We start from the raw sequence: 13,434 nt of genomic DNA, 5'->3' as shown, positions 1-13,434 counted from the left end.
GGAGGAAACAAAAGTATAAAAAATTACCGATGAAGTACTCTCTCAGCCAAATTTTCGGATACGTAAAAAGTATCTTAAACTGCCAAAAACCCCGATCAGCAGCAGCGGAATCAGTAAATTGATACTTTGCCAGAGTTTTCGGTTTTCCTGAATCCGGATTTTATCTAAAGCCCGGATCTGTATTTCTTTACTCCTTGCCGTAATCAGACCGTTCGCATCCGTCATATAGTCAAGAGCATTCATTATGAAATCTTTATTTCCGAAAGTCTGTTTGGTAACACGGTCATAGCCAAGGGGAAGCGGAGCGTTTCTCTTGTAATCAAAATCGTTCACGACAAGGTCGCCGTCCGAGCATATGATGACCTTTCCGGCACTTCCCTGCGACCTGAATTTTTTAAAACGCGGGTCATTCGGAAGAATCCGGTTCTGAAACAAAGATGTAAAAGTGCCTTCCAGCAAAATCCCTGCTATTTCTACGCCGCCGTTATATTGTGAAGGCTCGGGCTGTCTGCGTGCTTCATTATAACCCACCAAAGCAGGTGCATTGACGGTCTGCGTATAAGCGGAAGTCATTAAAAGCGGCGTCTTTTTAATGTTCGGATTACCGCCTACTGTATCGATCGTGCTCAGAAAGCGGGTATATACTGCATTGATATTTCGGGTTACCGAATGCCGGCCAAAGTTGTTGAGCAAAGGAAAAAACCGCCACGGCATTGGCCTGATTTCCGGTTTGTCGCCTACATTCCCGACATTTAAAAGAATCTCAGCGCAGTTCAGATCTTTTACAAGGTTGGTGTTTACTCTTGCGCCCCAGCGAAAAAACAGATCGTTCAGGTTAAGGTCAAGCGGTTGTGCATAATTTCCTTCCAGGCTGACACTGTCAACGCGGGCGCCGTCTACAAAGAAAATGGCTTTTCCGCCGCCGGTAACGTATTGATCCAGCTTGAATTTTTCATCTTCCGAAAAAGCACTGTCGGGCTTCATCACCAGCAATGCATCGAGGCCGTCGTAAGATTCCGGATTGTTCATGTCCAGGAAAACGTCGTAATGCTGCTGAACAGAGGCCAGTAAATCGCTTAGCCGTGCCGGGGAAATTTTGGTATGGCTTACGATAAAACCAACTTTTTTCCGCTGCGGACTGGCAAGCAACCGGATAGCCGAGGCCATTTCAAATTCTACGCCTTCATACGACTGGTTAAGCTGTTCTTCGGGCGTACTGGCTTTGTTTCCTTTCAGAAGCTGAACGGGAACAGAAAGTGTATCGGCCTGAACAATGGCTCCGGGAAAAATGATTTTTTCCGTGCGTTTCCCATTTTCATTGGCAAATACGTTGGTGGGAGTAAGACCGCGGTCTACAAGATTGAGGTATTGTTTTTGTCGCTGTTCCTCGCTTGTGGCCTCGGTCGGATCAGAATAATTGATAAAAAGGTGGCCGTTGGAATAGGTTTTGAATTCTTCCAGTGTTTCAAGTGTGGCACTTTCCAGTCTTTCAAATCCCGCCGGAAATTCACCTGTCAGGTAAACGTTGATTGTAACATCTTTATCGAGCTCATTCAAAAGCTGTTTTGTAGCATCCGAAATACTGTACCGTTTGTCTTCTGTAAGGTCCAGCCGAAAAAAAAATGTGGAAGCAAGCCAGTTGATTCCGGCCAGCAAGCCAACTAACAGAACAAACCGGAGCAGATTTTTTTTCATGAACACCTTGCAGGCTTTAAAGGGACAATTTTAAAATAAAAAATGGACGCATCTGACAGCTGGGTTAACGTCCATTTTTTAGCAAAAATATATAAACAGCAACTGAAATTGTCTGATTTAATTCAATACGTTTTCAGACTTTGAATATTCCGGTTTTTATCATTTATATAATAACCTGCTGGCGCTTTTATTTTCCGGTTTGTCTGAGCAGGGTTATTTACCAAAAGTACACAGCCTGTTATCGGCAACTACGTAATAGGATTTATAATTGGATGCTTTTTTATTCATACATCCTTTCAGTTCCAACACTTCTATGTTCCTGAAATCAATCGGATGGCTTTCGGCCTGAAGTGCAATGTATCCGCTTCCAAGAGGCGTTCCGTCTTTTTTGATCCACTCGTTTTCACGGCTCACTTTGCCATCTTTAAAGGTATGTGTTTTGCCTACATAGCCGCCGCCGATTTTGGGTTTCGTAAATGTCAGCACGGTATCGCCTTCAATCAGATGATGTACAATGGAATCGCCGAGCACGATCGCTTCTGCCGTAACCCACTGATCGCCGTTATACGTTTTTGATGTGGAGTTAATACAGTGTGCTTCGTCTACTTTTCCGTTAATTTCTACAATTGTTCCGGGTGTGCAGAGGTTTCCGGTATTTCTTTCTCCTGCATTCAAACCGCCCAGATACTGCATTTCCAGTGAGATCGGGAAATCCTGATCCAGTCCCAGGCTTGCCGCAGATTGTGAATGCAGCATAATGCCGCTGTTCCTTACATTCCACGAAGCGCCACCGGGAACCTGATTTCCTGTAAACCGGTACTGCAATCTGATTTTATAATGCGAGTACGGCTTGTGATAATACATATGGCCGTATTCCGTCGTGAACTTTTCATATTCCTTGTAGTTCACGCGGATCATGTTGTCTTCAACGATGAAAGTATTTTTGTAATTGTCATTTACCTTATGGCCTGCAATCTTGATATCCCACCCTGTAAGGTCTTTTCCGTTAAACAAGGATTTCCATTCTTCTTTGTCGGACTTGCTTTGTGCTTGTAAATGAATGGAGATCAGGAGAACTAAACTGAGTAATTTGAGGCTTCGGAGCATAGGATTGATTTAAAGGTTTTTCAGCCACCAATACACCAATCAGCACTAATTTCATTTCGTGGAAATCCGTGGATTTGTGGCTTTGAAAATTAAAGTACCAAACGCTTGTATTCTAACTTTCCTCTGCCAAAATTAACAAGTAGGCCCAGTTTGTTTTGAGATACTTTCAGGTAATTGATAGTTTGGGCAATGTGCTCGTCGGTTAGCGCAACGACACATTTTACAACGAGAATAATTTTGTCATAAACGACAAAATCCGCTTTGAATTTATGCCTGAGCAGCATTCCGCGAAAGTAGACCAGGTATTCTTTTTCCCGTTCAAAGAAAATATTGTGCTGGCTGAACAAGATTTCCAATGCATCCTTGTACACGGCTTCCAGAAACCCATGGCCCAGCTCATTGTACACATCCATACATTTGCCGATGATTTGGTAAGATTCTTCCTTGTAAACCAATTCCATTGCTGCTAAGAAATAAGGTAAGTCCTTATTAGACTCGCAACAACAGAATTGGTAACAATTTCTATGCAGGATTTTATCCTCTTCTACGCGATTTCGGTTTTGGCGAAGAAGAAGCTGATGATTTCGAAGAACTGGATCTGCGGCTTTTACGGGCAGGACCTGCTTCTCTGGGTTTCCGGTTACTGCTTCTTAAACCGTCACTGTTTCTTGAACTGCCGCTGTTACGACTTGGGGACGGAGTCGTTCCGGCAAGGTACAAGTCCATGCTTCTGCGTGCAAGATTTGTTTCCTTAACTTTCACCTTTACGACATCGCCAAAAGTGTAGATCTTTTTGGTACGCTGACCGATGATCCGGTAATTTTCCTTGTCGAGTTCATAAAAATCATCGCCGAGATCCGTCATACGGATCAGACCTTCGGAAGCCGTTTCAGTAATTTCGACAAAAATCCCGAACTCGGTAACGCCCGTAATAATTCCGTCAAACTCCTGATCCTTATCCATCATGCTCATGTATTCCACCTGCTTGTACTTGATGGAAGCCCGTTCTGCTTCTGCTGCAAGCCTTTCACGTTCGGAGGAATGCTTGGAAGCATCTTCATAAGCATCACGGTCAACATTACTGCCGCCGTCAAGATAATGCTGCAAAAGCCTGTGCGCCATAACATCCGGGTAACGGCGGATCGGAGAAGTAAAGTGAGAATACCGCTCAAATGCAAGTCCGAAATGGCCGAGGTCTTCAACGCTGTATCGTGCTTTTGCCATCGTTCTGACGGCCAGCGATTCGATCAGGTTCTGCTCTGGCTTCCCTTCAATCCTGGACAGCATTTTGTTCATGGAACTGGCGATTTTACTTTCCTCTTCCACTTCCAGCTTATGCCCGAGCTTGGCGACAAACGTGGCAAATGTTTTCAAACGGTCCGTATCCGGCGCTTCGTGGATACGGTAAACCATCGTATTTTTATCTTCGCCTTTCGATAAAGCATAAACAAATTCAGCGACCCGCTTGTTGGCAAGAAGCATAAATTCCTCGATCAGCTTGTTGGAATCGTGGCGTTCTTTTGTATAAATGCCCAGCGGTTTTCCTTTTTCGTCCAGTCTGAAGCGGACTTCCTTGGTTTCAAAATTGATCGCGCCGTTTTTAAAACGCTCTTTTCTGAAAATCTTGGCAAGCGTGTTCAGCGTGTTCAGTTCACTTGGAAAGTCGCCTTCTCCGGAATCCAGCACAGCCTGTGCTTCTTCATACGAGTAACGACGGTCGGAATGAATGATCGTACGGCCAAACCATTCTTTCAGCAGTTTCCCTTTCGGACTGATTTCAAAAATAGCCGAAAACGCAAGTTTGTCTTCGTGCGGCCGGAGTGAGCAGAGATTGTTCGAAAGCTTTTCCGGAAGCATCGGAACCGTTCTGTCTACTAAATAAACCGATGTAGCGCGGCGGTATGCCTCTTTTTCCAGCTCGGTTCCGGGCAGCACGTAATGCGAAACATCAGCAATATGCACGCCGATTTCCACATTTCCTTCTTCCAGATACCGTACGGAAAGCGCATCGTCAAAATCCTTGGCATCCACCGGGTCAATTGTGAAAGTAAGCACATTGCGGATATCCTTTCTGTTTTGTATTTCCTTTTCAGAAATGACATCCGGTATTTTCTGCGCCTCTGCTTCCACATTTTCAGGAAACTGGTACGGAAGTCCGAACTCAGCCAGAATCGCGTGCATTTCCACGTCATTGTCGCCGGCTTTTCCCAGCACTTCTACAATTTCCCCTTCTGCCTGGCTTCTGCGCGTGGGCCATTGGGTAACTTTCACAATCACCTTGTCGCCGTCCTGTGCCGTTTTGACTTCTTCAGGTTCGACAAAGATCGGATCAAAAAGCTTTTTATTGTCCGGCTGCACAACGGCAAACCGCGGATTGATTTCAATAATGCCTACAATTTCAGCAGCAGAGCGCGTTACGATTTCGGTAACTCTTCCTTCCACCCGGTTTTTCCCCGAATCATTGCGGCCCGATCTCGAACTGCGGCTGCTTTTGGTCAATGGCTGAATGGTGACGATATCCCCGTCCCATGCACCGTTCAGAAGCTCGGTTTCTACGTAAATATCATCTTCCCTGCCTTCAATAATGACGAACGCAAACGATTTATTTACACGGTCTACACGTCCGGTAAGCCCTTTATTTACTTCTTTATTAAAAACAGCCGAATAGCCGCCGTTCTGATGCACGAGCCGTCCTGATTCTTCCAGTTCATGAATAATTTCATTGAACAGCTGACGCACTTTTTTGTCCTGCACACCAAAATGATCGTGTACATCAAACGGCCGGAACGAATGCTCGCTGTTCAGGTCAAAGAAAGCCGCGATGTCCGCTTTCAGGTTATCTATATAGGAAACAATATGATGAGGTGATTTTACCTCCTTTTTGTCATGATTGCCCTTGTCTTTTATTCTTTTATCTTTCATGTATTCTTATATATATATGGCCTTGCAACGCTGCAAAAGCTGCTTGCTGACAAATGTCAGACTCTGCGTATTATTCCACCCGGATAATGTTGTCCGGATGTACGGTCTCAAAGTTTTGTAATCTTAAATAAAGCTGTGCCATTACAACCACATCTTCTCTGCAATAACGGCTTATCTTCAAAAGGTCATTTTCCTCATAATATACCTTTGTGACCTGATCGCCGCTCATTTCGTTTTTACTTCCCGGAATGTCAAAAACTGCCGCCAGCAAATCCAGCGATGTATAACTTTTGTAATCGCCGAATTTCCACATATCCATCGTATCCTGATGCAGAATTTCCCATGGTTTTTTACCCGAGATCTGCAATGCTTTCGGAATTTCTATGCCGTGGATCAGCATTCGGCGGCAAATGAACGGAAAATCAAATTCCTTGCCATTGTGTGCGCAAAGGATCAGCTGGTCTGAAGGGTACTTTTCGATCAGTGTCCTGAACTGCAACAGAACCTCCGCCTCGTTGTCACCGGAAAAACTGCTGACCTTGAAGGCAATTTCATTTTTTTCATTCCAGTAAAAAGCACCGAAAGCAATGCAGATGATTTTGCCGAATTCAGAATAGATCGCGCTGCGGTTATAGAAATATTCTGCATTGGACAAGGTATCATCGCCTTTTTTCAGACTGACCGCCTTTTTATCCCAGAGTTTCTGCATGCGTTCCGGCAACTCGTCGTACGATGCACAGGCGGCTACGGTTTCAATATCGAGCAGCAGAAGGCTTTTTGCTTTTTTCTTGAATTCTTCAGTCATAGTATGTGTGTTATCTTGCTATCATTTTCTTTAAAATATTTGCCGGATGATGCTTATTCATGCAGAATGCCTTCAACGCCAGGCGGATCAATCACAATCAGGTTATCTTCGATAATGCTGTCCGGCACGAAGATAAACTTTTTATCGTAGATCTGTTTTTCAAGGAAATAACTGATCCAAAACTCGTTATTGAGATGAAAGACGTCCGGCATAATCGGTTCTACAATCACATGTGCACCAGGCTGGATTTCCGGGAAAAAGTGTCTTAATGTGGATGTACGCTGATCTGAATTCGTTCCGGATTCGCTGTTGCTGTATCCTTTCGAGGTTACAAAGCAATTGGTAATCGGCTTGTCATTCCGGTTGATGACAATAACGTTCCATTCCGTGGTATTCAACTCATTTACAGTTCTTACAATCGCCACCTGGACGCCTTGTACCGGATGAAATATAATGTCTTTCTTCATGGATTTACTACTTGCAGTTCCATTCGGAACAGTTCTGCCAAATGATTTTTTAATTTTTCTGAAACTTCCTGAATATCCGGTTCATACCCGAGTTCGGCTGCCATGGACGTTACGGCTTTATCCTGAATGCCGCACGGAACGATGTTTCCGAAATAAGATAAATCCGTATTTACGTTCAGTGCAAACCCGTGCATCGTAACCCAGCGGCTGGTTTTTACGCCCAGTGCACAAATCTTTCTCGGATTTTCCTGTGCTTCATAACCGAGCCATACGCCCGTCAGTCCGTCAATACGGCCGGCCTTCAGTCCGTAATCCGCCAAAGTCAGGATGATACTTTCCTCCAGCATGCGCATGTAAAGATGTATATCCGTAAAAAAATTATCCAGGTCCAGAATCGGATAGCCCACAAGCTGGCCGGGTCCGTGATAAGTAATGTCGCCTCCGCGGTTGATCCTGTAATATTTTGCCTGTTTTTGTGCAAGCCCGTTTTCTTCCAGCAGCAAATGATCCGGCTTTCCGTTCTTGCCCAGCGTATATACGTGCGGATGCTGGCAAAATAACAGATAATTGGGCGTTAATTGCTGCTTTTCACTGTCCAGATTCCGGTTGGCGGTCTTGACTGAAATGGTTTCTGCAAAAATTTTTTCCTGATAATCCCACGCTTCCTGATAATCGATCAGCCCGAGGTTACGAAAAAGCACTTGTTTATTGATCCGGATATTCATTTAAAATTCAGGGATTGGCCTGCGACTGCTTTTGAAGCCAACATTATTTATTTTTTGTGACCTTTTGAAATTTCTGCGTCATAACGAATTCTTACTAGATAAATAACACACTTTAGTATATAAAATGTTCTATGGCAACACACAACGATACAGGAAACTGGGGAGAAAAACAGGCTACTGCATTTTTAAAGCAAAAAGGATACGAAATAGTTGAAAAGAATTACCGCAACAGACATCTGGAAATTGACCTGATCATCAGAAAGGACAAAATGCTGATTTTTGTCGAGGTGAAAACCAGAAGCGGAACCGGTTTCGGCATGCCGGAACAGTTTGTGAACGCAGCAAAAGCAAGGCTGGTCATGAAAGCAGCGGAGCAGTACATTTACGATCATGACTGGCATTTTGACGTCCGTTTTGACATTGTTTCCATTCTGATCCAGCAAAACGGCAAATCAAATACGCTGCATATTGAAGATGCTTTCTGCAAATAAACAGTCCGTATGTACCGATTACAAACTTTTCTGAAAGCTGTTCCTGTAATTCAGCGGGCTCATGTTCATCCTTTTTTTAAACAGTTTGTAAAAATGCGAAATGTCTCCGAATCCGCTTTCCAGTGCAATTTCTGAAACTGTCTTGTCTGTAGCAATCAGCTGTTGTACGGCAAAGCTGATCCGGTAATCTATAACCGTTTCTACAAAGGTTTTGTTGGTCATTTTTTTGAAATATTTACAAAATGCATTGGGCGACATATTGGCAAGCGACGCTACTTTGTTCAGCACGATGTCATTTCTGAAATTATCCACAATATAGCCCAAAGCGGCATTGACGCGCTCCTTGTGGCTGTTGTGCTGCTGCGCAATGGTTGCGTCCGGATCCAGCAGAACGTAATCGCCGGACTTTGCCAGATCGTACAGGATTTCCAGCAGCATCGTCATTTTACGAAAGGCATTTTCCTGGGCGGCAAGCAACTTCATTTTTTCGCCTGCCGCCGCTGCTCCGTCATGGATAAACTGAATTCCGCAAGCACTCAATTTCAACAGATTATTGATTTCGGCCAGTTCGGGTTTGTCAAAAAATTCAGGGCCGAGAAAGTTCTTTTCAAACTGCACAACAACGGACTGTACAGCTTCCGTCCGGGCTGTATTTTCCGATTTCCATGAATGCGGCAGGTCCGAACCCAGAAAAACCAGATCTCCGGAATCAAATCCCGCCATATTCTTGCCTACAAAGCGTTTTCCGTTTCCTTTTACAATGAGTGTCAGTTCGTACTGCGGATGAAAATGATACGGCACGTCAAACTTGTCCAGCGTGAACGCATTCACGATAAAGGAAGCGTGTGAATCAGGATAAAGATTTTCAAATTGTGCTTTGATCATTGACTATTTTATTCAAACTGCGTGCGGCAAAATAAAAATAGATAAAATAATCCATTAATCAGCCATAATCCGCCTAGCATAAAATCCACATTAGCATCGAAATTTGATATTAATTATTCCTAAACCCCTATTTTCTTCAATGACAACTTTAACTGCTCCTGATCTGGCTGGCTTCAAGACTATTGACGACAGCCAGATTGAAAGTTTCAGAAAAAACGGGCATGTGCTCATTCCCGGCATCCTCAATCAAACCGAAGTCGCTTATTACCGGAACGTAATCAATCGTGCGGCAACAGAATACAATACGGAAAAGCGCAGTCTGAAAGACAGAGACACTTACGGAAAAGCGTTTCTGCAGATTACCAATTTGTGGGAAGTGGATGAGCAGGTCAGGAATTTTTCCCTTGCAAAGCGTTTTGGTAAAATCGCCGCAGACCTGCTCGGCGTAGAAAATGTACGTATGTATCACGATCAGGCATTGTACAAAGAGCCCGGCGGCGGCTTTACGCCCTGGCATCAGGATCAGTATTACTGGCCGGTGGATACCAATAACACTGTTACCATGTGGATGCCGCTTATCGACATTACCGAAGAAATGGGCATGCTTACATTTGCTTCCCGGTCTCATGAAAGCGGATTTGTAGAAAATGTGGCTATTTCGGATGAATCTGAGGCCATGCTCGAAAGATACATCCAGCAAAAAGGATTTCAGGTTTCACGCGCCAAAACCATGCATGCCGGCGATGCAACATGGCATTATGGCTGGACGCTGCATTCGGCACCCGGAAACAAGTCCGAAGATATTATGCGTGAAGTAATGACGATCATTTTTGTTGCAGACGGCGCATCGGTTACCGAGCCTCAGAACAAACATCAGGAAGCGGACCGCCAGCGCTGGATGAGCGGATTGCCAACCGGAAGTCTGCTCGATTCCAGCTTAAATCCTTTGATCCTGTAATTTCAGAAGTAGTCTTTCAGTCTGCTGCGTTTCAAAAATCTTTTCAGTAAAAATCATAGTCCGGAACAAAACCTGCTCGCTGCCTTCAAAAGGGTGATGAAAATGCATTTGCTATAAGCACTGGATAAATCGTGAACGTACACGAAGTGAAACTTAGTAAGGAAAACCTGTTTTCAGAAAGAGATTTCCAGTAAGTGTTTATATAATAAAAGCCGGACTTTTTTCACAAATCCCACACTGCCGATCCGATAATACTAAATCACTTAACCGCTAACCTGAATGAAAACGATGCAAAAACTTCGACAATCAAATTGCTGTGCGTCCTTGTACGCGCTGATGAAAAATTCACTGGCCCAGATTATTTTCTCGGTTGCTTTTGCAGGTTTTACTTACGCAGGGCATGAAGCAAATGACTGGAAAAGGCAAGCAGGTGAAACCGTGTTTTCTGAAAATCAGGAGGCAATGTTGATTCAGGTTACGGGTAAAATAACAGACGAAAGCAACGCCGGGCTGCCCGGCGTAAGCGTCGTGCTCAAAGGAACCCAGAAAGGCACCACGACGGACAGCGAAGGAATGTTTAAGCTGGATGTGCCGGACGAATCGGCCGTGCTTGTGATGAGTTTTGTAGGGTATGTAACGCAGGAAATTACAGTGGGCAGCCAGTCCAATCTTTCCGTAAGCCTTGTTCCGGAAAATACGGCGCTGAAAGAGCTGGTCGTTGTCGGCTACGGAACGCAGAAAAAGATCAATCTTACCGGAGCCGTTGCGACTGTTGGTGCGGACCAAGTGGCCAACAGACCAGTTACCAACATGTCGAGTGCCTTGCAGGGCGTACTGCCGGGCGTAACCGTTGTGCAGAGATCCGGGCAGCCGGGAAGGGACACCGGCGAAATCCGGGTGCGCGGCGTTGGCAGCATGAACAATGCTTCGCCGATGGTGGTTGTGGACGGGCTTATTTCTTCCATGGAAAACCTGAATCCGAATGACATAGAAAGCATCAGTGTACTGAAAGATGCTTCTGCCGGTGCCATTTACGGTTCACGGGCAGCAAACGGCGTTATACTGGTAACAACCAAAAGAGGAAAGTCCGGCAAGCCCGTTGTAAGTTACAATGCATACATCGGCATGCAGAAACCGACCAATCTTCCCGATTATCTGGGTTCTTATGAATACGGAAAGCTGCTGAACGAAGGGCTTGTCAACGAAGGCCAGCAGCCGAGGTTTACCGAAGCAGAGATTGAAAAATTCCGTAACGGCTCGGATCCTGCCAATTATCCGGATACGGACTGGCTCGATCTGCTTTACAAAGGCTCCGGAATCCAGCAATCGCATAATCTGAGCATTTCCGGCGGTTCGGATGCTTCCAGATATCTGTTGTCATTCGGCTATTTGAATCAGAAAGGGTTAATTAAAAACACGGACAACGATCGTTATAATGTCCGTTTTAACCTCGACAGTAAAATTTCGGACAGGCTTTCCGTGGGCCTTACTTCTTCGTTTATCCGCCAAGGAATCAGCGAGCCTTCGGCCATTGCAACCGGGCAGGGACTGAATTTCAGCATTGTGTATGCCAACCGCATTCCGCCGACGGTACCCAACAAATATCCCGACGGTTCGTGGATGCGGTATCTGGACGGAAACCCAAATGCATGGATTGAAAACGGCGGCTCCATCAAAGACCAGATTTCCAACGGCATGGGAAATGCATTTGCCGAACTGATTATTTTTAAAGGACTCAAACTGAGAGGTTCAGCCGGGGCGGATTTTTACTTCAACGACAAGAAAACGCATCTGAAAGACCTTACTTACGGCGACGGCAGTTACCAGGGCCCGAATTCGGTCCGGGATGATAATTTCAGAAATTCCAGGATTACGTTACAAGCTTTTCTGACGTATGAAAAGAGTTTCGGCAGCCATAACCTGAATGTGCTTCTGGGTTCTTCGCGCGAAACCTATAACTACCGCGAAAACGGCATTTTCCGCAGAAACCTGCCCAGCAATGAGCTTACGGACGTAAATGCAGGATCAACGGAAGGAATGACGGCTTCGGGTCTTAGTTACGAAAGCAAGCTGGGTTCCTATTTCGGAAGGATCAATTACGATTATCAGGGAAAATACCTGCTGGAAGCCAGCGTGCGTTACGACGGTTCGTCCAAATTTGCAGCAGACAAAAGATGGGGCGTTTTTCCTTCTTTCTCGGCAGGATGGCGTATTTCAGAAGAAGCGTTCCTGAAAAATGTACAAGTCGTTTCCGATCTTAAATTAAGAGGATCTTACGGTTCGGTCGGAAACAACAACATCAACGATTACCTGTACATTCCGACGGTTGCATTGGGCGTAAATTATCCTTTCAACGGCGGTATCAATGCCGGCGCAGCGCAGCAGGTGGCGGCAAATCCAAATCTGCAATGGGAGAAAAGTACGACTTTCGACATAGGCGCAGACCTTGCTTTGTTCAACAACAAACTGTCGCTTACGGCTGATTATTACAACCGTTATACGGACAATATCCTCGTTGCCGTGCCGGTTTCATCTATTTACGGTTTGCCCGCGCCGACTGTCAATGCCGGTGCGATGCGGAACAAAGGCATTGAACTGGTGATCGGGCATGCGAACCGGCTGGGCGATTTTTCCTATAACGTTTCTTTCAATGTCGGAATAAACCGCAATAACGTAGAGAAATATGCAAATCCGGCCAAGACCAAGCGGATTCAGGCCGAAGGTTATCCGTGGAATGCTTTCTTCGGTTACGAAGCAGCCGGTTTTTACCAGACAGACGAGCAGGTTCAGACTTTGCCGAAAGTAGTAGGTTCGCCCGTACAAAAAGGCGACCTTATTTTCAAGGACCAGAATAACGATGGTGTCATCAACGGCAACGACCGCATTGATCTCGGCAGCGATATTCCCAAAACTACTTACGGACTGAACCTGACTGCACGTTTCAAAAACTTTGATCTGGTTGTGCTCGGCCAGGGCGCGGCAGATGTAAAGCAGTATCTGCAGGATCAGGTTCAGTTTGCATTTGTAAACGGTTACAAGGCGCAAACCAAACACCTGGATCGCTGGACACCGGAAACGCCGGATGCAAGATTCCCGAAAACGCATGTAAGTCAATGGCATAATTACGCCATTTCCAGTTTCAGCGTTGTAAATGCCAGTTACCTGAGACTTAAAAACCTGCAGATTGGTTACAGTATTTCTCCCAAAGTACTGCAAGCCGTTAAAATAAGCTCTTTGAGAGTATATCTGAGCGGCCAGAATCTGCTCACATTTACGAAGCTGGATAGCGGATTTGATCCCGAAAGTGCTGAAAATGCGCAGTTTGGCTATCCGAATGTCAAAGTGTACACCGCTGGTTTAAATATCAATTTCTAAATTC

The 13,434-nt window shown here is 45.2% G+C and carries 11 protein-coding genes; 3 read left to right on the top strand and 8 right to left on the bottom strand.

Going from position 1 to position 13,434, the window contains the following annotated elements; genetic code table 11:
• Positions 1 to 42 precede the first annotated feature (42 nt).
• From gldG to lipB, 7 genes are all read right to left on the bottom strand, one after another.
• Positions 43 to 1,695 (bottom strand): gliding motility-associated ABC transporter substrate-binding protein GldG, encoded by a 1,653-nt coding sequence (gene gldG, locus FEM55_RS21220; protein ID WP_138283393.1) that lies wholly within the window; start codon positions 1,693 to 1,695, stop codon positions 43 to 45.
• A gap of 213 nt (positions 1,696 to 1,908) precedes the next feature.
• Complete coding sequence (locus FEM55_RS21215) at positions 1,909 to 2,802, bottom strand: 3-keto-disaccharide hydrolase (RefSeq protein ID WP_138283392.1); 894 nt, start codon at positions 2,800 to 2,802, stop codon at positions 1,909 to 1,911.
• A gap of 89 nt (positions 2,803 to 2,891) precedes the next feature.
• Positions 2,892 to 3,263: a GxxExxY protein gene (locus FEM55_RS21210; RefSeq protein ID WP_138283391.1), complete on the bottom strand. Its 372-nt coding sequence runs from the start codon at positions 3,261 to 3,263 to the stop codon at positions 2,892 to 2,894.
• A gap of 73 nt (positions 3,264 to 3,336) precedes the next feature.
• A complete protein-coding gene (rnr, locus tag FEM55_RS21205; RefSeq protein WP_138283390.1) occupies positions 3,337 to 5,724 on the bottom strand; it encodes a ribonuclease R in 2,388 nt (795 codons plus the stop codon).
• Positions 5,725 to 5,794: 70 nt separating this feature from the next.
• Positions 5,795 to 6,529 carry a 3'-5' exonuclease gene (locus FEM55_RS21200; RefSeq protein WP_138283389.1) on the bottom strand — a complete coding sequence of 245 codons (735 nt, stop codon included), beginning with the start codon at positions 6,527 to 6,529 and terminating at the stop codon, positions 5,795 to 5,797.
• Positions 6,530 to 6,582: 53 nt separating this feature from the next.
• On the bottom strand, positions 6,583 to 6,996 hold the full coding sequence (locus FEM55_RS21195) for a hypothetical protein (protein ID WP_138283388.1): 414 nt from the start codon (positions 6,994 to 6,996) through the stop codon (positions 6,583 to 6,585).
• Entirely contained in the window at positions 6,993 to 7,721 is a 729-nt protein-coding gene (gene lipB / locus FEM55_RS21190; protein ID WP_138283387.1) for a lipoyl(octanoyl) transferase LipB, read from the bottom strand. Before lipB ends, FEM55_RS21195 begins: the two co-directional genes overlap by 4 nt.
• A gap of 131 nt (positions 7,722 to 7,852) precedes the next feature.
• Between lipB and FEM55_RS21185 the strand changes: the two genes are divergently transcribed.
• Positions 7,853 to 8,212 carry a YraN family protein gene (locus tag FEM55_RS21185; protein ID WP_138283386.1) on the top strand — a complete coding sequence of 120 codons (360 nt, stop codon included), beginning with the start codon at positions 7,853 to 7,855 and terminating at the stop codon, positions 8,210 to 8,212.
• 18 nt (positions 8,213 to 8,230) lie between these two features.
• Here the strand turns inward: FEM55_RS21185 and FEM55_RS21180 are convergent, their stop codons facing one another.
• The gene (locus FEM55_RS21180; protein WP_138283385.1) at positions 8,231 to 9,097 is read right to left on the bottom strand and encodes an AraC family transcriptional regulator; all 867 of its coding nucleotides are present in this window, start codon (positions 9,095 to 9,097) and stop codon (positions 8,231 to 8,233) included.
• A 139-nt stretch (positions 9,098 to 9,236) separates the two neighbouring features.
• On the opposite strand from FEM55_RS21180, the gene FEM55_RS21175 reads away from it, so the two are divergent.
• Positions 9,237 to 10,055 carry a phytanoyl-CoA dioxygenase family protein gene (locus FEM55_RS21175; protein WP_138283384.1) on the top strand — a complete coding sequence of 273 codons (819 nt, stop codon included), beginning with the start codon at positions 9,237 to 9,239 and terminating at the stop codon, positions 10,053 to 10,055.
• Between the two features lie 279 nt (positions 10,056 to 10,334).
• Entirely contained in the window at positions 10,335 to 13,430 is a 3,096-nt protein-coding gene (locus FEM55_RS21170; RefSeq protein WP_138283383.1) for a SusC/RagA family TonB-linked outer membrane protein, read from the top strand.
• Positions 13,431 to 13,434 lie beyond the last annotated feature (4 nt).

Origin of the sequence: Dyadobacter sediminis (assembly GCF_005860765.1) — a bacterium.
GTDB lineage: Bacteria > Bacteroidota > Bacteroidia > Cytophagales > Spirosomataceae > Dyadobacter > Dyadobacter sediminis.
This window is presented reverse-complemented; position numbering and strand designations above follow the sequence as displayed.

Bases quoted from the DNA above. Each gene is read 5' to 3' on its own strand.
- FEM55_RS21180 (WP_138283385.1), bottom strand. From the start codon at position 9,097: ATGATCAAAGCACAATTTGAAAATCTTTATCCTGATTCACACGCTTCC.
- FEM55_RS21170 (WP_138283383.1), top strand. From the start codon at position 10,335: ATGAAAACGATGCAAAAACTTCGACAATCAAATTGCTGTGCGTCCTTG.
- lipB (WP_138283387.1), bottom strand. From the start codon at position 7,721: ATGAATATCCGGATCAATAAACAAGTGCTTTTTCGTAACCTCGGGCTG.
- FEM55_RS21195 (WP_138283388.1), bottom strand. From the start codon at position 6,996: ATGAAGAAAGACATTATATTTCATCCGGTACAAGGCGTCCAGGTGGCG.
- rnr (WP_138283390.1), bottom strand. From the start codon at position 5,724: ATGAAAGATAAAAGAATAAAAGACAAGGGCAATCATGACAAAAAGGAG.
- FEM55_RS21185 (WP_138283386.1), top strand. From the start codon at position 7,853: ATGGCAACACACAACGATACAGGAAACTGGGGAGAAAAACAGGCTACT.
- gldG (WP_138283393.1), bottom strand. From the start codon at position 1,695: ATGAAAAAAAATCTGCTCCGGTTTGTTCTGTTAGTTGGCTTGCTGGCC.
- FEM55_RS21200 (WP_138283389.1), bottom strand. From the start codon at position 6,529: ATGACTGAAGAATTCAAGAAAAAAGCAAAAAGCCTTCTGCTGCTCGAT.
- FEM55_RS21175 (WP_138283384.1), top strand. From the start codon at position 9,237: ATGACAACTTTAACTGCTCCTGATCTGGCTGGCTTCAAGACTATTGAC.
- FEM55_RS21215 (WP_138283392.1), bottom strand. From the start codon at position 2,802: ATGCTCCGAAGCCTCAAATTACTCAGTTTAGTTCTCCTGATCTCCATT.
- FEM55_RS21210 (WP_138283391.1), bottom strand. From the start codon at position 3,263: ATGGAATTGGTTTACAAGGAAGAATCTTACCAAATCATCGGCAAATGT.